Below are 21,128 nucleotides of genomic sequence, written 5' to 3'. Positions count from 1 at the left end.
GGCCCACCGGGTGGACCGCCGCCCCGTGCTCTGACCCGCGAAAGCCCGTCCATGTGGCGCGAGGCGTCCTGGATCAGCGGAATAGAGGGCCGGTTGCGCCGTATGGATGGGCCCTGTCAGTGCGGGTACGACTCCAGGGGAGGGGCGGGGTGCAGCACCGCGTTCACGATCGCGGTGATCGCGAACTCGCTGGCGGCACCCAGCTCGACGACCTCGGGGTGCAGCAGCCACTGCAGCTGCAGTCCGTCCATGACGGCCAGGATGCTGGCGGATGCCGCGGCGACGGTGCTCGTGTCGGTCACGCCCTCCGCCGCGCACAGCACGGCGAACGCCTCGCTCACCTCCCGGCGCAGGGTCGTGTACCGGTCCTCGAAGTACGGCCGGCCCGGATGTCCGTCGGTGACGGACTCGGAGGACAGCACGGTGTACGCCTGCACGATGCCGGGGCGGGTCTCGTTCACGAACGCGGTCCGCACCAGGTGCAGGAACAGCTCCAGCCCGCCGGGGATGTGGCTCTCGTGCAGCTCGGCCACGTCGGCCTGGTCGCGATAGGCCAGCACCTCCAGCAGCAGCCTCTGCTTGGAGCCGAAGTGGTGCAGCACGCCGGCGTGCGTGAGTCCGACCTGCTCGGCGACGTCGGCGAGGGTGCCGTTGGTGGACCCCTTGCTGCCGAAGATGTCGACGGCGGCCTTCAGGATCTCGACGCGCTTGAGCTGCGCCGCTCGACTGCGGGGCTTGTCCTGCTCGGCCTTCGGCACGGTTCCTCCCTCAGGGCGAGTGTAACGGTCTGATAATGCTCGCTTGCCAGCTTACTGACGAGTAGGTAATCTACTCGTCAGTTCACTTTCTCGTCAGTAAGTGAATGGATCCCGAGCGTCGCCGCTCGCCGTTCCCGACACCAGGACACCGTGCCCTAGGAGAAGCAATGAAGCTCAAGAAGTATCTGATCGCGGCATCCGCGATCGCCGCGATCAGTGCCATGGCGCTGACCGGATGCTCATCCAGCAGCTCACCCAGCGCCGAAGGCGGTGGATCGCTGACGATCGCCAAGCCGGACGGCTCGGGCGTTCTCTCCACGCAGATCAACAACCCGTTCATCGGCACCGGCTCAGGGGCATCCCTGGCGTACGACCGGATGATCTACGAGCCCCTCGCGATGGTCAACCCCGTCGGCAAGAACGAGACCACCCCGTGGCTGGCCTCCAAGGTGGAGTGGAACAGCGACTACACGCAGCTGACCGTCACTCCGCGCAAGGACGTGAAGTGGAACGACGGCAAACCGTTCACGGCCGACGACATCATCTTCACCTACAACCTCATCAAGAACACCCCCGCACTCGACCTCGGCGGCATGAAGCTCACCGACATCAAGAAGGACGGCGAGAACGTCGTCATGACCTTCGGCGAGTCGAAGTTCGTCAAGCAGGGCGACGTGCTGCAGGTCAGCATCGTCCCCGAGCACCAGTGGAAGGACATCGCCGACCCGACCAAGGACCCGGTGAAGGATGCCATCGGCACCGGCCCCTACACGATCAAGAGCTTCTCGTCGCAGGGCGTGGTGCTCAACGCCCGCACCGACTACTGGGGCGGCAAGGTCCCCGTCGCTCAGCTGAAGTACCTGGAGTACAACGACAACACCGGCCTGCTGCGCGCGCTGCAGAGCAAGGAGGCCGACTGGACGCAGATCTTCATCACCGACTACCAGACCAACTTCGTCGACAAGGACCCCAAGCACAACGTGTTCTGGGGCGCCAACGTGCTCAGCCCCGACATGATCCTGGTCAACACCACCAAGGCGCCGTTCGACGACGTCGCGTTCCGCAAGGCCGTCAACATGGTCGTCGACCGCAAGGCGCACGCCGAGAAGGCGCGCAGCAACGCCGGTCCCGAGCTGAAGAACGTCACCGGCATCCCGCAGCCCACCGGCGACCAGTACATCGCACCGGAGTACAAGGACAAGGAGTTCTCGATCGACGTCGACGGCGCCAAGAAGGTGCTCACCGACGCCGGCTACACCTGGAAGGACGGCGCGCTGATGAACCCGTCCGGTCAGCCCGTCTCGTTCACCCTGCAGGACCCCCAGGGATGGAACGACTACGTCACCGGCATCCAGCTGGTGGCCAGCCAGGTGAAGAAGACGCTCGGCGCCGACGCGAAGGTTGCGACCCCGGATGCCGACACCTGGAACACCAACATGGCCACCGGCAACTTCGAGGCGGCGCTGCACTGGTCGGGCTCCGGCTCGAACCCGTGGCACATCTACGACGACCTGATGAACGGCACGTACCTGGAGCAGGCTTCCGGCGGCAAGGTGTCCGACAACTTCGGACGCTACAACAACCCCGAGGCCACGGCGCTGCTGAAGGAGTACGCGCAGGCATCCGATGAGGCCACCCGCACCGAGGCGCTGAACAAGATCGAGAAGATCTTCGTCGAGGACGTCCCCGCCATCCCGATCGGCACCCACCCGATGCTCGGCCAGTACAACACCCGCAACTACACCGGGTGGCCCAGCGAGGAGGACCCGTACGCCACCGCCGACCCGACGCAGGCGACGGCCGTGCAGGTGCTGATGAAGCTGAAGCCCGTCAAGTAACGCACTCCCCTGGCCCTTCGGCAGGCTCAGGGACCCGCCCTGCGGTCCCTGAGCCTGCCGAAGCGGACCTCGTCCTGGAAAGCAGCGACCTCATGACAGACACCCTCCTCTCGATACGCGACTTCTCGGTCGTGTACGACGTCGATCCTCCGGTCGAGGCGGTCACGCATGTCACGCTCGACGTGCACCGCGGCGAGATCATCGGCCTGGCCGGTGAGAGCGGCAGCGGCAAGACCACCCTCGCCTACGGCGTGCAGCGCCTGCTCAAGCCGCCGGCCGTGATCACCGGCGGCAGCGTCGTCTTCCACGACGAGGACGGCACCGACATCGACCTCCACTCGCTGGAGACCGAGCAGATGCGGCGCTTCCGGTGGGACAAGATCTCGATGGTGTTCCAGGGCGCGATGAACGCGCTCAACCCGGTAGCGACCATCGGCTCGCAGCTGGAGGACGTGTTCGAGGTGCACCGTCCGCAGCTGGGGCGCAGGCAGCGCCGCGCCGCCGTGGCCGAGCTGCTGGAGATCGTGAAGGTGGGCGCGCAGCGCGCGCGCTCGTACCCGCACGAGCTCTCCGGCGGCATGCGGCAGCGCGTCATGATCGCCATGGCGCTGGCCCTGCGCCCTCAGCTGATGGTGATGGACGAGCCCACCACGGCGCTGGACGTGCTGGTGCAGCGCGAGATCCTCAAGCAGATCTCGCAGCTGCGGCACGAGTTCGGGTTCTCGGTGATCTTCATCACCCACGACCTGCCGCTGCTGCTGGAGATCAGCGACCGCATCGCCGTCATGCGCGAGGGCGCGATCGTCGAGCTGGCGGATGCCAGGGAGCTGTGGACGAACCCCCAGCACGAGTACACGAAGAGCCTGCTGCGCTCGTTCCCGCGCCTCACCGGCGAGAGAGGAGTGGTGGTGCGATGACGACCCTCGAGTTCCAGAACGTCACCAAGATCTACAACGTGCGAGGGTCGGGCCAGATGAAGGCCCTCGACGACGTGAGCTTCACCCTGCACTCGCACCAGACCATCGGGCTGGTCGGCCAGTCCGGCAGCGGCAAGTCGACCATCGCGAAGATCCTCACCCAGCTGGAGACCCCCACGCACGGGCGGATCCTGCTGGACGGCTCGCCCATCCCGCGCAGCGGCCGCGGGCTGCGCCGCTACCGCCAGCAGCTGCGCATGGTGTTCCAGGACCCGTTCGCGTCACTGAACCCGTACCACTCCATCCGGCACCACATCGAGCGTCCGCTGAAGCTGGACCGGGTCGTGCCGGCCAAGGAGATCGACGACGAGGTGCGCCGCCTGCTGGAGCGGGTGAAGCTGGATCCGGATGCCGTGCTCGAGCGCCGCCCGCACGAGCTGAGCGGCGGGCAGCGCCAGCGCGTCGCGATCGCCCGCGCCCTGGCATCCCGTCCGGTGATGCTGATCGCCGACGAACCGGTCTCGATGCTGGACGTCTCGCTGCGCCTGGGCGTGCTGAACCTGCTGGCCGACCTGCAGCGCGAGCAGGGCCTGGGTGTGCTGTACATCACGCACGACCTGGCCACCGCGCGGCACTTCAGCGACGAGATCATGGTGCTCAACCAGGGCAGGGTCGTGGAGTACGGCCCCGCCGATGACGTCATCCTGCATCCCGAGGACCCGTACACGCGCGAGCTGCGCGCGGCATCCCCCGACCCGGAGGAGTTCTTCCGGACCCACGCCGCAGGAGGTGCGCGATGAGCGACCCGACGTCCGTCGACCTGACCGCGAGCGCGGCATCCGCCGAGTCCGCGGCGGATCAGGCATCCGCCGCCCCCCTCGACCCGACACTGGTGGGCACCACCGCCACACGCGCGGAGCGCGGCAGCATCCGCGTGCCCTGGCGGTTCATCGGCGGACGGGTGCTGTTCTACCTGTTCACCGCGTGGGCGGCCATCACCATCAACTTCTTCCTGCCGCGGCTCATGAAGGGCGACGCGGTCGACACGTACATGGCACGGAGCCAGGGTCAGCTGCCACCGGAGGCCGAGAAGGCGCTGCGCGCGCTGTTCGGCCTGGACAAGTCGGTGCCGCTGTGGCAACAGTACCTGGACTACTGGGGGAACCTGCTGCACGGCGACCTGGGCCTCTCCATCTCCACGGGCCTGGCGCCGGTGGGGGATGCCATCGCCTCGGCGCTGCCGTGGACGCTCGGTCTGGTCGGCGTCGCCACCGTCATCTCGTTCATCATCGGCACCGTGCTCGGCGCGGTGATCGGCTGGAAGCGCGGCGGCGGCCTGGACTCCCTGGTGCCCATCACCACGTTCCTGGGCACCGTGCCGTACTTCTGGCTCGGCCTGATCTTCATCGCCGTGTTCGCCAGCGTTCTGGGCTGGTTCCCCGCCGGCCACGCCTACGAGGTGGGCGTGGAGCCGGGGTGGAACCCGGACTTCATCTCGCAGGTGGTCTCGCACGCGGCGCTGCCGGTCATCACGATCGTGCTGGTCTCGCTGGGCGGCTGGGTGCTGGGCATGCGCAACATGATGCTCACCGTGCTCGACGAGGACTACGTCACCGTCGCGCAGGCCAAGGGCATGCCCAACCGGCGCGTGCTGTGGCGCTACGCCGCCCGCAACGCCGTGCTGCCGCAGATCCAGAGCTTCGCCCTGGCGCTGGGGTTCATCGTCGGCGGCACCATCGTGATGGAGATGGTGTTCTCCTATCCGGGCATCGGACTGCTGCTGCTGAGCGCCACCAACGCCAAGGACTTCGCCCTCATGCAGGGCATCTTCCTGGTGCTGGTCCTGGCGGTGCTCGTGGCCAACATCCTGGCCGACATCGCCTACGCGATCCTCGATCCCCGCACTCGGCAGTCGGAGGCCTGACATGACCGCTCCCACGCAGAACCTCATCGCGCAGCAGGCCGCCCTGCCCGGCCCGCAGGTGCAGCGCAAGACCTTCTGGGGTCAGCTGAAGGCATCCATGGCGATGTTCAGCAACCCGAAGTCCGCCGCCGGCCTGATCATCCTCGGGATCTTCACGCTGGTCGCGATCCTCGCGCCGTGGATCTCACCCGACGATCCCACCGCGCAGCACCTGGACCAGACGCTGCAGCCTCCGTCCTTCCAGCATCTGCTGGGCACCACGCACATCGGCGAGGACGTGTTCAGCCAGCTGGTCTACGGCACCCGCGGCGTGCTGGTGGTCGGCTTCCTCGCCACCATCATGGCCACGGTCACCGCGGTGCTGGTCGGCGTGACCGCCGGCTACCTGCGCGGCTGGAAGAGCGAGTCGCTGTCGGCGCTGTCGAACGTGTTCCTGGTCATCCCCGGCCTGCCGCTGATGATCATCATCGCCTCGCAGTTCGCCGACCCGCCGCTGTGGATCATCGCCGCCGTGCTGGGCCTGACCGGCTGGGCGTGGGGCGCGCGCGTGCTGCGCGCGCAGACCATGTCGCTGCGCAACCGCGACTTCATCCAGGCCGCCCGCGCCAACGGAGAGCCGCTGCACCGCATCATCCTGGTGGAGATGCTGCCGAACCTGATGGCCATCATCGCCTCCAGCTTCGTCGGCACCATGACCGCCGCGGTGCTCGGCCTGACGACCCTGGCGTTCATCGGCGTCATCCCGGTGTCGAACCTGAACTGGGGCACCATCCTGTTCTGGGCGCAGCAGAACAACGCGTTCCCGGACTACTGGTGGTGGTACGTCCCGGCCGGTCTCTGCATCGCGTTCGTGGGCGTCGCGCTCGCGCTGATCAACTTCGGCATCGACGAGTACGTCAACCCGCGACTGCGCTCGGCCGGCGAGCGGGCCCGGGCCATGAAGAAGAAGGGCCTGGACGTGAACGCGGCCGTCACCGCGGTGCGTCAGGCCCCGGCATCCGATCGCGAGAATCCGGATGCCGCAGACGAGAACCCTCCGAAAGAAGCAGCACGTTGACCTCCCTGCCCTACCAGGACGCCTCTCTCCCCATCCCCGACCGCGTGGCTGACCTGCTCTCGCGCATGAGCGTGGAGGAGAAGGCCGGGCAGATGCTGCAGCTGGATGCCCGTGACGACATCGGCGATCACGTGCTGCGGCGTCACGTGGGGTCGATCCTGCACACCTCGCCGGAGCGCATCGTGCAGGCCAACCGCCTGACCGCGCAGACCCGGCTGCGCATCCCGCTGCTGGTGGGGGAGGACTGCATCCACGGGCACTCGTTCTGGCCCGGCGCCACCATTTATCCCACCCAACTGGGCATGGCGGCGACGTGGGACGCCTCCCTGGTGGAGCAGGTCGCCCGCGCGACCGCCGTGGAGGTCGCGGCCACCGGCATCCACTGGACGTTCTCGCCGGTCCTGTGCATCGCCCGCGACCTGCGCTGGGGCCGCGTGAACGAGACGTTCGGCGAGGATCCGTTCCTCATCGGCGAGCTGGCTTCGGCGATGGTGCGTGGCTACCAGGGCTCCGGGCTGACCGACCCGACCGCGATCCTGGCGACGGCCAAGCACTTCGCCGGGTACTCCGAGACACAGGGCGGGAGGGACGCCAGCGAGGCCGACATCTCGCGCCGCAAGCTGCGTTCGTGGTTCCTGCCGCCCTTCGAGCGCGTGGCCCGCGAGGGATGCCGCACCTTCATGCTGGGCTACCAGACCACCGACGGCGTGCCGATCACCGTGAACGACTGGCTGCTCAGCGACGTGCTGCGCGGCGAGTGGGGGTACACCGGCACGCTCATCACCGACTGGGACAACGTGGGCCGGATGGTGTGGGAGCAGCGCGTGCAGCCCGACTTCGCGCACGCCGCGGCCGCGGCCGTGAAGGCCGGTAACGACATGGTCATGACCACGCCGCAGTTCTTCGAGGGTGCGCTCGAGGCTGTTTCGCTCGGGCTGCTGGACCCATCGGACTTCGACCGCGCGGTCGCCCGCATCCTCACGCTCAAGTTCGAGCTGGGGCTGTTCGAGAATCCGCGCCTGCCCGAGGCGGGACTGGCGGATATCGTGGGGCAGCCCGCGCACGCCGAGCTGAACCTGCAGGTGGCGCGACGCTCGCTGGTGCTGCTGGAGAACGACGGGATGCTGCCCCTCATGCCTGCGTCGGTCGGCCGGATCGCGGTCGTGGGCCCGCTGGCCGATGATGCTCAGGAGCAGCTGGGCGACTGGGCAGGCGGCTCCGGGCAGGCCGGTTGGCTGGACGGCCAGCCGCGCGAGATGATCACCACCGTGCTCGACGGCCTGCGGGACATCGCGCCGTGGGAGGTCGTGCACGCCCGCGGCGCCGACATCCTGAGCCTGGAGCCCGATCCCGCCGGCGCGACGTGGCCCGACGGCCAGCCCCGCCCGCCTGTGGTGCGGCCGATCCCCGCCGACGACGCGCAGATCGCCGAGGCTGTGGCGGCGGCGTCGGCGGCCGACGCGGTGGTCGCGGTCGTCGGCGATGCCCGCGGCCTGTACGGCGAGGGCCGCTCGACGGCCACGCTGGAGCTGATCGGCGGGCAGCGCGAGCTGCTGGATGCCGTGATCGCGACCGGTCAGCCGGTGATCGTGGTGCTGATGGCGTCCAAGCCGCTGGTGCTGCCGGCATCCGTGCGGGATGCGGCGGCCGTGATCTGGGTCGCCAACCCGGGCATGAAGGGCGGGCAGGCCATCGCCGAGCTGATCACGGGCGCCATCGAGCCCGCGGGCCGTCTGCCGATCTCGTTCGCCCGGCACGCCGGTCAGCAGCCGACGTACTACAACCAGGTGCGCGGTCAGCACGGCGACCGCTACGCCGACCTCACGCAGGCGCCGGCGTGGGCCTTCGGGCAGGGGCTGTCGTACACGACGGTGACGTACAGCGATCTCGTGCTGGAGTCGGCGGTCTTGACCGCGGATGCCGTGATCCGGGCATCCGTCACCCTGACCAACACCGGCGAGCGGCCGGCGATCGAGACCGTGCAGGTGTACGTGCGCGACGAGGTGACCTCGGCGAGCTGGGCCGACCGCGAGCTGAAGACGTACCGTCAGGTGCGCGTGGAGCCCGGGGACTCTGTGCGGGTGGCTCTCGAGGTGCCGGTGGCGGACTGCACGATCGTCGATGCCCGTGGCGCGCGCGTCGTGGAGCCCGGAGTGTTCGCGCTGCTTGTCGGTCCGTCCTCGCGCGAGGAGGACCTGCTGTCCGCGGAGTTCACCGTCGCCTGAGGCTCCTTGGCATTGGGCGGGCGGGGAACGCGCTACGCGCGGGCGGTGGTGCCGCGGACGATGAGCTCGAACGGCAGGTGCGCCGGGGTCTCGGCGTCGGCCCGATCCAGCTGAGCCAGCACGGCCTGCGCCGCCCGCTCGCCCTGTGCGAGCGGGAACTGGTCGACGGTGGTGAGCTGGAAGAACTCCCCCAGCTCGTGTCCGTCGATCCCGACGATCGACAGGTCCTGCGGCACGCGGAAGCCCAGGTCGCGGGCGGCGAGGATCGCACCGATGGCCATCTCGTCCGACGCGGCGAAGATCGCCGTCGGGCGCGGGCCCGGCCGCCCCAGCAGCTGCTTGGCGGCGCGGAAGCCGCCGTCGACCGTGAAGTCCGCGGGTTCGAGGAACGCGTGGCTCGGATCGATGTCGGCATCCTGCAGCGCCTGCTCGAAGCCGTGCCGGCGCTGCGTCGGGATGTGGAAGTCCATGTCGAACTCCGGGTTCGCGCCGATGTGCGCGATGTCGCGGTGACCCAGCCCGATGAGGTGCGCGGTGGCGAGCCGAGCCACCGCGGTATTGTCCACCGTGAGCGTTCGCAGCCGCGGGTTCGGCTCGCCGATGGCGATCACCGGCAGGCCGAGATCCAGCAGCTGCTGCGTCTCGGCCTCGTCCAGCTCGATGGACACCGCGATCACGGCATCCACGCGCTGCCGGCGCAGGAACGTCGAGAACACCCGGTGCCGCACATCCGCGTCGGCCGTGATGTTGTACAGCGTGACGTCGTAGCCGGCGCGCATCAGCGCACTGGTCACCCCCGAGAGCACCGTGCTGAAGAACCAGCGATCCAGGTACGGCACGATCACGCCGACGTTGCGCGTGCGACCGGATGCCAGGCTCGACGCCCGTGACGACACGACGTAGCCCAGCTTCTCGGCGGCGCTGTGCACGCGCTCGCGCGACGCGCTCGACACCTGGCCCCGTCCGCTGAGCGCACGCGAGACCGTCGCCGTCGACACGCCCGCGAGCTTCGCCACCTCGTCGATGCTCACCATGAGGATGCTCCGCTCAGGCGCGGGTGAACCAGGCGGCGGTGTTCACCGGGAGTGCGGAGCCGTCGAACGGCTCGGACTGGACGAGGAACGTCACGCCCTCGCCCAGTTCGATGGGCTCGGAGCCGAGATTGGCCACCACGTGCAGTTCGCCGCGACGGAAGGCCACGGCATCCGCTCCGGCATCCTCCCAGACCAGCGAGCCGGTGCCGAGACCGCGGGAGCGGCGCTCGGCGATCAGGTGCTTGTAGAGGTTGAGCGTCGAGCCCGCATCGCCCTCCTCCGCATCCCGTGCGAAGCGTGCCCACTCGTCCGGCTGCGGCAACCAGGACTCGCCCGTCTCGTTGAAGCCGAAGGCCGGACCGTCGGCCGTCCACGGCAGCGGCACGCGGCAGCCGTCACGTCCGTAGCGCTCCCCGCCGGTGCGGAACCACGTCGGGTCCTGGCGGAACTCGTCGGGGATCTCCATGGCCTCGGGCAGGCCCAGCTCCTCGCCCTGGAAGAGGTACGCCGAGCCGGGCAGCGAGAGCATGACCGTGGTGGCCGCGCGAGCACGCGAGAGGCCGATCACGGGGTCGGGCTTGCCCGCCGACTTCGGGCCGATGCCGTCGCCCTGCGGGCTGTCGGCGGTCAGTGCCAGGCGGGACGCGTGCCGGATCACGTCGTGGTTGGACAGCACCCACGTGCTGGGTGCGCCGACCGCGCCGAATGCGCTCAGCGAGTCGCGGATCACGTCACGCAGCGCGGTGGCGTCCCACGGCGTCATCAGGTACGGGAAGTTGAACGTCTGATGCATCTCGTCGGGCCGCACCCACAGCGCGGTGCGCTCCAGCGTCGGCAGCCAGGCCTCGCCGCACAGGGCGCGGTCGCCGTCGTACTCGGCCATGACCCTGTGCCAGTCGCGGTAGATGTCGTGCACGCCGTCCTGGCCCCAGTACGGCACGTTCTCCTCACCGCCGCCCATCGAGTCGGCGTCGGCGGCCGGAAGGTAATCGGGCAGGCCGTCGGCCTTGATCATGCCGTGCGCGACGTCGACGCGGAAGCCGTCCACGCCGCGGTCGAGCCAGAAGCGCAGAATGCTGCGGAACTCCTCGCGGACCTCCTCGTTGGTCCAGTCGAAGTCGGGCTGCGACACGTCGAAGATGTGCAGGTACCACTGGCCGGGCGTGCCGTCGGCCTCGGTGATCCGCTGCCACATGCCACCCCCGAACACGCTCTCCCAGTTGTTCGGGGGCAGCTCGCCGTGCTCGCCTCGTCCGTCGCGGAAGACGTAGCGGGCGCGCTCGCGGCTGCCGGGAGCCGCCTTCAGCGCCTGCTGGAACCAGACGTGCTGGTCGGAGGAGTGGTTGGGCACCAGATCGACGATCACGCGGATGCCGCGGGCGTGAGCCTGTGCGAGCATCTCATCGAAGTCGGCGAGCGTGCCGAACAGCGGGTCGACGTCGCGGTAGTCGGCGACGTCGTAGCCGGCATCCTTCTGCGGGCTGGTCATGAACGGACTCAGCCAGATGGCGTCGATCCCCAGGCTCTTCAGGTCGTCGAGCCGGCTGGTGATGCCGGGCAGATCGCCGATGCCGTCACCGGACGTGTCCGAGAAGGAGCGGGGGTAGATCTGGTAGATGACGGCCGTGCGCCACCATTCGGAGCCGGGGGATGCGATCTGCTCGAGGTCTGCCATGCCACCAGGTTAGTGCAAGCGCTTACAGCGCGGAAGTACGCGGTTCGAATCGGTTCGATCCGCCGGTACCTGTTCCCGCCGCTGAAAAAGCCGCCGAGGATGGGCTCGAGGCGACAGAAAGTTCGACGGGAACCGGAAGGGGTGGGTCAGGATGCCGGGATCACGACGTTCACGGGCGGCTCGCCGGCCAGCATCCGCTCGATCTGGGTGCGCACGAGGCGCGCCATGCGCGGGTTCATCGCGGTGGACGCGCCGCCGCCGTGCGGGGTGATGAGCAGGTTGGGAGCGGTCCAGAGCGGATGCCCGGCGGGCAGCGGTTCGGGCTCGAACACGTCGGATGCCGCGCGGATGCGTCCCTCCTTGAGGGCCGTGAGCAGGGCATCCGAGTCGATGAGCGGACCGCGGCCCACGTTCACCAGCAGCGCGTTCGGTGCCATCCGCGCGATCATCGCGGTGTCGAAGAGGTGGTGGGTCTCGGCGTTGTCGGGCAGGCTCGCCATCACGATCTCCGCGGCGGGCAGCAGGGCCTCGAGCTCGTCGATGCCGTGCACGGCCACCTCTCCCAGCCCCTCGACGTGCTCGGTGCGCGCGCTGCGCGCGAGCGCGGTGAGCTCCACCTCGAACGGCGCCAGTCGGCGCGCGATGGCCTTGCCCACGCCGCCGAAGCCCACCAGCAGCACGCGCCGATCGGCCAGGCTCTCCGCGAACACCGGCGCCCACTCACCGCGCTCCTGCGCGAGCGCGAACCGCGGGAACTGCCGCTGCGCGGCGATCATCAGCCCCACCGCCAGCTCCGCCGTCGAGGTCTCGTGCACACTGGCGGCGTTGGCGTACGGCATCCCCGCCGGCAGCAGGTCGGCCACGCCGTCGTATCCGATCGACTGCCCCTGCACGAGGCCGACACTCAGCCCGTCGAGGGCGTCGAACGACCCGCCCGCCCCCATGTACGGCGGCACGACGATGTCGATGCGCCCGGCGGGAGCGGGAGACTTCATATCCCACACCCGGATCTCCACCCCGTCCGGCGGTGTGCCGATGTTCGCGGCGAGACGGTCGGTGGGGACGGTGACGAGGAGCGGCATGGTTCGAGGGTAGCGCCGGGACCGCTCATCTGACGCGGCGGGGCGGCGCCTTGTGGCAGTCGCGTCAAATGTGTACTGTATGCAATACACACAAAGCGTGCGACCCATGCACGCGAATCCGCGACGAAGCGGCCGGTTCACAGTGAGGTGCCCGCAATGCCCACGACGATCTTCGAGAACGGTGTCGTCCGCCCTCGGCCCTCGGCGCAGGCGGTGCAGGCTCTGGTCGTGCGCGGAGGGCGGGTCGCGTTCGCGGGCACCGTGGCGGAGTGTCGTGACATGGCGGGCGTGTCCGCAAGGCGCATCGACCTGGACGGGCGCACGGTCGTCCCCGGCTTCACCGACAGCCACGTGCACTCTCTGCAGATGGCGACCGGGAGCATGGAGCTTGACCTCGCGGGATGCCGGTCCTATGCGGCGATCCTGGGTGCCGTGCAGCGCGAGCTCAGCCTGCCGGAGCCCAGCGGCATGACCGCCTCGGGCTGGTTCCTCGCCGGGGGATGGGGCGGTTGGGGCGGTACCGGCGACGATGCGTGGGAACCGGGCGAGCCTCGCCTGGCCGACCTCGATCGGGTTTCAGGCGGCGTCCCAGTGGCGCTGCACGCGGCCGACCTGCACACGTACTGGCTCAACACCGCGGCCCTCCGCAGGCTCGGCCTGCTGGAGGACACCTACGGTGCGCGGGCGACCGGGATCATCTCAGAAGCCACAGCCTTCGCCGCGCAGGGCGCTATCGAGGCCGAGACCCGCGACGAGCTCGAGCGGCGGATGGACGGCGTGCTCGAGTCGTTCCTGCGATGCGGGGTCACAGGCATCCATGACATCGACGGCGCGACCGTGCTGACGTACTTCCGTGCTCGTGAGGCCGAGCGGCGCCTGCCGCTGCGCGTGCACAAGATCACGGCCGCTTCGGAGATGGATGCGCTCATCGCCGAGGGGATCCGTTCCGGCGACGGTTCCGAGTGGCTGCGCTACGGCGGCATCAAGGTCTTCTCCGACGGATCGCTCTCCTCGCACACCTGCCTGATGGGCGAGGAATACCCCGACGATCCGGGCAACTTCGGCGTGGCCAGCGCCGGTGCGGCCGAGCTGGAGCGCCTCGTGGCGCGCTGCGAGGACAACGGACTCGCGATCGCGATCCACGCGATCGGCGACCAGGCCGTGCGCAACGCCGTCGAGGCGCTGTCGACAGCGCGCTGGAGCGGTCCGATCCCGCACCGCATCGAGCACTTCCAGCACGCGCGCGCGGCCGACGTCAAGCGCTTCGCGCAGCTGGGCGGCATCGCCTGCATGCAGCCCTCGTCGTGCACGACCGACTTCCCCGTCGTGGACCGGATCCTCGGCGGACGCGACCTCGTCTCATACGGCTGGCGCAGCCTGCTCGACGCCGGCGCCACGGTGGCGTTCAGCTCGGACTCGCCGGTGGAGACCATCAACCCCTTCGCCGGCATCCATGCCGCAATCACGCGCCAGCGCCCGGACGGGACACCGCCCGGAGGCTGGCAGCCGCACGAGCGACTCACCCGTGTCGAGGCGTTCGAGGCCTACACGCTGGCCGCGGCCCGAGCCTCCGGCGAGACCGGCCTGCGCGGAACGCTCGACGTCGGCGCCTTCGCCGACTTCGCGGTGCTCGACCGGGATCCGTTCCTCGTCGACGACACCGCCCTCCTGCAGACCCGGGTGGAGACCACCGTCGTGAACGGTGAGATCGCCTGGACCTCGTCCCCCACCACACCGATCCCGAACTGAGGAAGACACCATGAAGCGCAACAACCGAATGCTCATCGTCGGCGCAGTGGCCGCGAGCATGCTCATGCTCGCCGGCTGCGGAGGCCAGTCCCTGAATGCGTCTCCGAGCGCATCCGGCGAACCCGCGGCATCCGTGGCGAACCCCATCCCGCCCGGCGACCTCGCCGCAGACACGCTGAAGACCCTCAAGGTGGACGACGCGCTGGCGGAGCGCGTGCCTGCCTCGATCAAGGCCGACGGCCTGAAGGTGGCGACCGCAGACGGCTACCCGCCCATGGAGATGTTCGATGCCGACGGCAAGACCATGGTGGGCGTGGACATGTCGCTCGCTCGCGCGATGGCCGACATCTGGGGCGTCAAGGTCGACATCCAGAACTCCGACCAGAACTCGATGATCCCGGGCGTCGCCTCGGGCCGCTACGACGTGGTCATGTCGGGCCTGAACGACACTGCCGTGCGGCGCGAGAAGGTGTCGTTCGTCGACTACGCCAAGTCCTCCGGCGCGCTCGTCGTGCAGGCAGGCAACCCCAAGGGCATCAAGACGCCGGCCGACCTGTGCGGCAAGACGCTCTCGGTGCTCGACAACGGCTACTACATGCAGCTCGGCCAGAAGTTCAGCAAGGAGTGCACCGACGCGGGCAAGCCCGAGATCAAGATCATGGGCTTCGCGAACGACCCAGAGGCGCTGCTGCAGCTGAAGAACGGGCGAGCGGATGCCGGCATGAACGACTTCCCGGTGGCGGCCTTCCGCGCCAAGGAGTCCGGCGGCGCGTACGAGGCCATCGAGATCCCGGGTGACGCCCTGTTCGGCATCGGCATCGCGCCTGACAACAAGGAGCTGATCTCGCTCATCCAGGACACTCTCAGGCAGATGATGGCGGACGGCCAGTACGCCGCCATCTTCAAAGCGTGGGATCTGTCCGGGATGACGATCGACGACGCAACCATCAACCAGGGCAACTGACATGGGGACGAACGCCGCGAGCGGGGCGCTCGGAGCGGATGAGGATCCGCGCAGCGCATCCTGGCCGAATCACGCCAACACGATCTACAACAGGCACCCCGGACGGTTCATCGTCGCCCTCGTGTGCATCGCGGCGCTCGCGGCGTTCGTCTACGCACTGGCGACCAATCCGAACATCTCGTGGAAGGACGTGGCGTTCTACCTGTTCTTCCCCAAGATCCTGCAGGGCGTCCTCGTCACGCTGGAGCTGTCGATCCTGGCCACCGTGATCGGCCTGGCGATCGGCGTGATCCTGGCGATCATGAAGCTCTCGCACAACCCGGTCGCCCGGATGCTGAGCACGCTGTACATCTGGTTCTTCCGCGGCACCCCCGTGCTGGTGCAGCTGATCTTCTGGTTCAACCTGGCCTTTCTGTTCCCCAAGCTCGTCATCGCGATACCGTTCACGAGCATCGGGTACATGTGGGACACGAACACCGTGATGACCGGTTTCAACGCCGCCCTGCTGGGCCTCGCATTGAACCTCGGCGCGTACGCGGCCGAGATCGTGCGAGCCGGCATCCAGGCAGTCAGCACCGGACAGTCCGAGGCGGCCAGTTCGCTGGGCATGACTTCGGCGCAGCGTATGCGGATCGTGGTGCTGCCGCAGGCGGTTCGCATCATCATCCCGCCGTTCGGCAACGAGTTCATCGGGATGCTGAAGACCACGTCCCTCGTGTATGTCGTGGCAGGCAACGATCTGATGACCAACGCGAGCCAGATCTACAAGGAGAACAGCAAGATCATGGAGCTGCTCATTGTGGCGAGCCTCTGGTACATGCTGATCACGGCGGTCGCCACCTATTTCCAGGAAAAGCTCGAGAAGAGGTTCGGCCACGCGCAGGGCGTCTCCTCGGCCAAGCGCACCGCTCGACGAGTCGGCCTCGGCACCGCAGCGGTGCGAGTGATCGAGACGCAGGCGGCCGTGCAGCTCACAAAGGATGGACAATGACCTCGACAGAGAACGAACCCGTCGTCATCGCCGAAGGCGTGCGCAAGAGCTTCGGTGACAGTGAGGTGCTCCGCGGCGTGGACTTCGCCGTCGCGCACGGCGAAGTGGCCTGCATCATCGGACCATCCGGGTCGGGGAAGTCGACCTTCCTGCGATGCCTGAATGCGTTGGAGAGCATCGACGCGGGACGCATCCGCGTCAACGGTGCCGACGTCGGCTACACGCTGCGCGGGGAGATGTTCCGCGAGTGGCGGCTCACCGAGTTCGCGGCCTTCCGTCGCGACATCGGCATGGTCTTCCAGCATTTCAACCTGTTCAACAACATGACCGCGCTGGAGAACGTGGCCTGCGCGCCGATCAAGGTCAAGCGCACCTCCAAGCGCGACGCCCGTGAGCGCGGGCACGCCCTGCTGGAGCGGGTGGGCCTCGGCGCGCATGCGCACAAGTACCCGAGCCAGCTCTCCGGCGGTCAGCAGCAGCGCGTCGCCATCGCTCGCGCGCTGGCGATGGACCCGTCGGTGATGCTGTTCGACGAGCCCACGTCGGGTCTGGACCCCGAGCTGGTGGACGAGGTGCTCGAGGTCATGAAGGGCCTCGCTGTGGGCGGTATGACCATGGTGCTCGTCACGCACGAGATCGGCTTCGCCCGCGAGGTCGCGGACTCGCTCACCTTCGTCGACGGGGGCGTGGTCGTGGAGAGCGGGGCGCCACGCGAAGTGCTCGCAAATCCGAAGCACGAGCGCACCAAGCAGTTCCTGTCGAAGGTGCTGTGATGAGCAGGACGGTCATCATCAGCGGGGCGTCATCGGGCATCGGCGAGGCCACGGCGCGACGATTCGCGGCATCCGGTGCACAGGTCTTCAACCTCGATCTCGCACCCGGCGGGCCGGAGTCCACCTGGCGGGAGTGCGACGTCACCGACGGCGAGGGCCTCGAGCAGGTCGTCGCCGGCATCCAGACGGAGACCGGGCGGATAGACGTGGCCATCGCCAACGCCGGGATCAGCATTCGGCGTCCGTTCCTTCAGATGCGGATGCCGGAGGTGCGGCGCCTGTTCGAGATAAACCTGTTCGGGGTGATCAACCTCTGGCAGGCGGCGGGCCGGCGGATGTTCGATGCGGGTTCCGGCGTGCTGCTCGCGACGGCGTCGACGAACGGCTCGGCGGGCTACCCGTACTACGCCGACTACAACGCCTCCAAGGCCGGCGTGCTGGCGCTGAGCCGGTCTGTGGCGCTGGAGCTCGCCCCTCGCGTGCGCACAGCCTGCGTGAGCCCGGGCTACGTGCTCACGCCCATGCAGCGCTCGGAGTACACCGACGAGATGCTCGCCGAGGTCAACCAGCGCATCCCCGCGCAGCGACATGCGGCTCCCGAGGAGATCGCGAACGTGTTCCACTTCCTCGCCTCGGACGAGGCCGCCTTCATCACCGGCCAGCAGCTCGTCGTCGACGGCGGCGAGCTGGCCGGCGGCACCTGCTCCGCATACCGCACGTGGGGCGGCGACTGTCCGGCATCCGCGTGACACTTCGGGGGCCGACACGCCAGATCACGGACGTTTCCCGCGAATCCGTCCGACATCTGGCGTGTCGGCCCCCGTTCTGTAACGGCGAGGGCGGGTGCGTCGTCGGCAAGAAGTGGTGGTGTTATCGTCACCATCCGTGTACTGTATGCAATATCCAATTTCTCGGACATGGAGGTCATGATGAAACGACGCGGGATGTGGGCCGCCGCGATCATGGCGACGGCGGCGATCGCGCTGTCGGGATGCGCATTCGGGGGCGGCGCACCGGCCGGCGGCAACGACGGCACGGCATTGAAGAAGGATGCCGGCGCCACCGGCGAGATCACCGTCTGGTCGTGGGATGTCGCGGCCACGGCGCTCAAGCGCCTGGGCGCGGAGTACGAGAAGGACCACAAGGGCGTCACCATCAAGGTCGTCGACATCGGCTACGACAACGCCTACGACAAGATCTCCGTCGGCCTGCAAGCGGGCACCGGCCTGCCCGACCTGATCACACTGGAGACCGATCACAACCAGAGCTACATCACGCAGTTCCCCAAGGGCTTCACGGACCTCTCGCCGGTCTTCGGCGATCAGAAGGCCGACTTCGACCCCTTCAAGTGGGACACCGGCACCGACAAGGACGGCAAGCTGCGCATGGCGCCGTGGGACTCCGGCACCGTCGGCCTGTTCTACCGCACCGACTACTTCCAGGCCGCCGGCATCGATCCCGCCTCGGTCAAGACGTGGGACGACCTGGTCGTCGCCGGCGAGCCCATCAAGGCGAAGACCGGTCACGCGCTGCTGACCGCCGACCTGTCCACGGGCGGGCCGTTCTCGATGATGCTGCAGCAGCAGGGTCAGGGTCTGTTCAACGCGAAGGGTGAGATCACCGTCAACACGCCCGAGGCCGTCAAGACCCTCACGCTGCTGCAGACCATGCAGCAGAAGGGCCTGATCAAGAACGCCAAGGGCTGGGATGCCAGTGTCACCAGCGCCAAGGACGGCGATTCCGCCGTGACGCCCGAGGCCGTCTGGTGGATCGGCACCCTCGAGGGCGAGGCCCCCGAGCTCTCCGGCAAGTACGCAGTGCGCGACCTGCCGGTGTTCTCCGACGGCGGCGCCGACACCTCGAACAACGGCGGCTCGGGCCTGGCCATCCCCACCCAGGCGAAGAACCCGCAGCTGGCTGCCGACTTCATGGACTTCGTGCTGGCGAACGACGCCAACCAGGCCAGCATGATGAAGGACGAGGGCCTGTTCCCTGCGTACCTGCCGGCGCTGAAGTCCGACTACTTCCAGCAGCCCAGCGAGTACTTCAGCGGTCAGAAGGTCTACCAGACCTTCGCCGAGCTGACACCGAAGATCCCGTCGATCACGTTCACCTCCGATCAGTCGGTGGCGGGCGATGCCGTGTCCAACGCGGTCGCCGCGGCCGTGCTCAACGGCGAGGACCCGAAGAAGGCGCTCGACGACGCCGCGAAGCAGATCGCCAACTCCACCAGCCGGAAGATCGCCGGCTGACATGTCCGCAAGCAGCACCACCCGGGGTCGCGACACGCGTCGCGGCCCCGGCGGCGGGCCGGGTCGCCGTCGCAGAGCGGATGCCGGTGGCGCCGGCTCCCCGGCGTCCGCTCCTTCCCGGAAGACCGGCCGCTTCGCCGGCCGCATGCAGCGACCCGGCATGTGGTTCGCGCTGCCGGCGGCGGCGCTGCTGGTGATCTTCTTCGCATACCCGCTGGCGGTCTCGCTGCTGCAGAGCTTCTTCAGCACCAGGGGCGGGGTGTCGACCTTCGTCGGCCTGGACCAGTACACGCGCATGTTCCGCGACCCGCTGGTGCTGGAGAGCCTGGGCAACGCGCTGCTGATCCTGGTGGTGCAGGTGCCGATCATGATCGCGCTCGCCGTGGGGCTCGCGTACCTGCTGAACCAGGCGTGGCTGCGGTTCCGCAGCGGGTTCCGGCTGATCACGTTCCTGCCGGCCATCACCACGCTCGTGGCGTACTCCGTGGTGTTCCGTGTGATGATGACCACCGACGGCGGGCTGCTCAACCAGGCGCTGGCGCTGTTCGGCGCCGCGCCCATCGACTGGCTCAACAACGAGTGGTGGGCTCGAGTGGCGGTCATCGCCTCGATCACCTGGCGCTGGACCGGCTACAACATGGTCATCATCCTGGCCGGTCTCCAGGCCATCCCGCCCGAGCTGTACGAGGCCGCGCGCATCGACGGCGCGGGCCGCTGGCAGACATTCTGGCACGTCGTCGTGCCGCAGCTGCGGCCGGTGCTGATCTTCACCAGCGTCACCAGCACCATCGGGGCGCTGCAGCTGTTCGACGAGAACTTCATCCTCACCGGCGGCGGCCCCAACAACGCCACGCTCACGCCCGTGCTGTATCTGTACAAGATCGGGTTCCAGCAGTTCGACTTCGGCTACGCCAACGCCATCGCCTGGATGCTGGTGGTCCTCACCGCGATCATCGCCGTCATCCAGTTCCGCATCATGAGGGAGAAGCCGTGAGCACGCAGCTGATCACCACCGGGCGGCCCCGCCGCACCGGCGTTCCGGCCCGCAGCCGCGAGCCGCTGCTGCGCAGGCTCGTGCTGCGCGGCCCGGTCTACCTGCTGATGGTGGGTGCGAGCATCCTGGCCCTGGTGCCGTTCCTGTGGATGGTCATCGCCTCCACGCACAAGACCAGCGACCTGTTCGTCACGCCGCTGCCGCTGCTGCCCGGCGGGGAGTTCTGGCAGAATCTCGGCCGGCTGCAGGAGACCATCGGGTTCGGCCAGGTGATGCTCAACAGCGTGCTGGTGGCCGTGCTCTACACGATCTTCAGCAGCATCGTCAGCGTGATGTGCGGCTACGGACTGGCCACCTACCGGTTCCGCGGCCGCGGTGTGCTGCTGGGCGCGATCCTCGTCACGATGATGATCCCCATGCAGGTGCTGCTGGTGCCGCTGTTCCAGATGATGGCCAGCGTGGGCTGGATCGACTCGTACCAGGCGCTGATCGTGCCGTTCCTGGCCAATGCCTTCGGCATCTTCCTGATGCGGCAGGGGTTCCTGGACTTCCCGACCACGCTCATCGAGGCGGCCCGCATCGACGGCGCATCCGAGCTCCGCACGTTCTACCGCATCGTGCTGCCGGTGGCTCGCCCGCAGATCGCGGCGCTGATCATCTACACGTTCATCAGCCAATGGAACTCGTTCATCTGGCCGCTGCTCATGCTGAACACCGAGGACAAGTACACGATCCCAGTCGCGCTGAACACCATGATCGGCCTGAGCCGCGTGGACTATTCCGGCCTGATGCTCGGCTCGCTGCTGGCCACGCTGCCGCTGTTCATCCTGTTCCTGGTCTTCCAGAAGCAGTTCGTGGCGGGGCTGCTCGGCGGAGCCGTGAAGGGGTAGGGGCC

The 21,128-nt window shown here is 68.3% G+C and carries 18 protein-coding genes; 14 read left to right on the top strand and 4 right to left on the bottom strand.

The genetic code is table 11. The annotated features are described in order from the left end of the window. Positions 1–116 precede the first annotated feature (116 nt). The gene (locus tag Q0568_RS05165) at positions 117–758 is read right to left on the bottom strand and encodes a TetR/AcrR family transcriptional regulator (RefSeq protein ID WP_298863295.1); all 642 of its coding nucleotides are present in this window, start codon (positions 756–758) and stop codon (positions 117–119) included. Positions 759–925: 167 nt separating this feature from the next. Here Q0568_RS05165 and Q0568_RS05160 point away from each other — a divergent pair, with 167 nt between their 5' ends. The 6 genes from Q0568_RS05160 (at position 926) to Q0568_RS05135 (ending at position 8,719) form a co-directional block, all read left to right on the top strand. Beyond that, positions 926–2,596, top strand: coding sequence for an ABC transporter substrate-binding protein (locus tag Q0568_RS05160; RefSeq protein ID WP_298863291.1), 1,671 nt, complete (start codon positions 926–928; stop codon positions 2,594–2,596). Positions 2,597–2,688: 92 nt separating this feature from the next. Continuing rightward, positions 2,689–3,513: an ABC transporter ATP-binding protein gene (locus Q0568_RS05155; protein WP_298863289.1), complete on the top strand. Its 825-nt coding sequence runs from the start codon at positions 2,689–2,691 to the stop codon at positions 3,511–3,513. Further along, entirely contained in the window at positions 3,510–4,313 is an 804-nt protein-coding gene (locus Q0568_RS05150; RefSeq protein ID WP_298863286.1) for an ATP-binding cassette domain-containing protein, read from the top strand. Before Q0568_RS05155 ends, Q0568_RS05150 begins: the two co-directional genes overlap by 4 nt. Beyond that, positions 4,310–5,437: an ABC transporter permease gene (locus Q0568_RS05145; RefSeq protein WP_298863283.1), complete on the top strand. Its 1,128-nt coding sequence runs from the start codon at positions 4,310–4,312 to the stop codon at positions 5,435–5,437. The genes Q0568_RS05150 and Q0568_RS05145 overlap by 4 nt, the downstream gene beginning before the upstream one ends. Positions 5,438–5,534: 97 nt before the next feature. Next, positions 5,535–6,494 (top strand): ABC transporter permease, encoded by a 960-nt coding sequence (locus tag Q0568_RS05140; protein ID WP_298864129.1) that lies wholly within the window; start codon positions 5,535–5,537, stop codon positions 6,492–6,494. Beyond that, positions 6,491–8,719, top strand: a complete 2,229-nt coding sequence (locus tag Q0568_RS05135) for a glycoside hydrolase family 3 N-terminal domain-containing protein (RefSeq protein WP_298863278.1) — start codon at positions 6,491–6,493, stop codon at positions 8,717–8,719. Before Q0568_RS05140 ends, Q0568_RS05135 begins: the two co-directional genes overlap by 4 nt. Positions 8,720–8,751: 32 nt before the next feature. On the opposite strand, the gene Q0568_RS05130 is transcribed toward Q0568_RS05135, so the two are convergent. From Q0568_RS05130 to Q0568_RS05120, 3 genes are all read right to left on the bottom strand, one after another. Next, positions 8,752–9,753 carry a LacI family DNA-binding transcriptional regulator gene (locus Q0568_RS05130; protein ID WP_298863274.1) on the bottom strand — a complete coding sequence of 334 codons (1,002 nt, stop codon included), beginning with the start codon at positions 9,751–9,753 and terminating at the stop codon, positions 8,752–8,754. A gap of 13 nt (positions 9,754–9,766) precedes the next feature. Then, the gene (locus Q0568_RS05125) at positions 9,767–11,428 is read right to left on the bottom strand and encodes an alpha-amylase family glycosyl hydrolase (protein ID WP_298863272.1); all 1,662 of its coding nucleotides are present in this window, start codon (positions 11,426–11,428) and stop codon (positions 9,767–9,769) included. Between the two features lie 146 nt (positions 11,429–11,574). Then, positions 11,575–12,510: a 2-hydroxyacid dehydrogenase gene (locus tag Q0568_RS05120; RefSeq protein WP_298863269.1), complete on the bottom strand. Its 936-nt coding sequence runs from the start codon at positions 12,508–12,510 to the stop codon at positions 11,575–11,577. A 156-nt stretch (positions 12,511–12,666) separates the two neighbouring features. On the opposite strand from Q0568_RS05120, the gene Q0568_RS05115 reads away from it, so the two are divergent. The 8 genes from Q0568_RS05115 (at position 12,667) to Q0568_RS05080 (ending at position 21,123) form a co-directional block, all read left to right on the top strand. Further along, on the top strand, positions 12,667–14,259 hold the full coding sequence (locus Q0568_RS05115) for an amidohydrolase (RefSeq protein ID WP_298863267.1): 1,593 nt from the start codon (positions 12,667–12,669) through the stop codon (positions 14,257–14,259). Positions 14,260–14,269: 10 nt separating this feature from the next. Next, complete coding sequence (locus tag Q0568_RS05110; protein WP_298863264.1) at positions 14,270–15,223, top strand: ABC transporter substrate-binding protein; 954 nt, start codon at positions 14,270–14,272, stop codon at positions 15,221–15,223. Between the two features lies 1 nt (position 15,224). After that, complete coding sequence (locus Q0568_RS05105; RefSeq protein ID WP_298863261.1) at positions 15,225–16,214, top strand: amino acid ABC transporter permease; 990 nt, start codon at positions 15,225–15,227, stop codon at positions 16,212–16,214. Then, positions 16,211–16,987, top strand: coding sequence for an amino acid ABC transporter ATP-binding protein (locus tag Q0568_RS05100; RefSeq protein ID WP_298863258.1), 777 nt, complete (start codon positions 16,211–16,213; stop codon positions 16,985–16,987). Before Q0568_RS05105 ends, Q0568_RS05100 begins: the two co-directional genes overlap by 4 nt. Next, positions 16,987–17,736: an SDR family oxidoreductase gene (locus Q0568_RS05095; RefSeq protein ID WP_298863255.1), complete on the top strand. Its 750-nt coding sequence runs from the start codon at positions 16,987–16,989 to the stop codon at positions 17,734–17,736. Before Q0568_RS05100 ends, Q0568_RS05095 begins: the two co-directional genes overlap by 1 nt. A gap of 177 nt (positions 17,737–17,913) precedes the next feature. Then, positions 17,914–19,239, top strand: a complete 1,326-nt coding sequence (locus tag Q0568_RS05090; RefSeq protein ID WP_298863252.1) for an extracellular solute-binding protein — start codon at positions 17,914–17,916, stop codon at positions 19,237–19,239. A 1-nt stretch (position 19,240) separates the two neighbouring features. Then, positions 19,241–20,233 carry a carbohydrate ABC transporter permease gene (locus Q0568_RS05085; RefSeq protein WP_298863249.1) on the top strand — a complete coding sequence of 331 codons (993 nt, stop codon included), beginning with the start codon at positions 19,241–19,243 and terminating at the stop codon, positions 20,231–20,233. Continuing rightward, complete coding sequence (locus tag Q0568_RS05080) at positions 20,230–21,123, top strand: carbohydrate ABC transporter permease (RefSeq protein ID WP_298863246.1); 894 nt, start codon at positions 20,230–20,232, stop codon at positions 21,121–21,123. The genes Q0568_RS05085 and Q0568_RS05080 overlap by 4 nt, the downstream gene beginning before the upstream one ends. The last annotated feature ends 5 nt before the right edge of the window (positions 21,124–21,128 follow it).

The sequence above is a fragment of the uncultured Microbacterium sp. genome (genome assembly GCF_937927635.1).
Lineage (GTDB): Bacteria > Actinomycetota > Actinomycetes > Actinomycetales > Microbacteriaceae > Microbacterium.
This window is presented reverse-complemented; position numbering and strand designations above follow the sequence as displayed.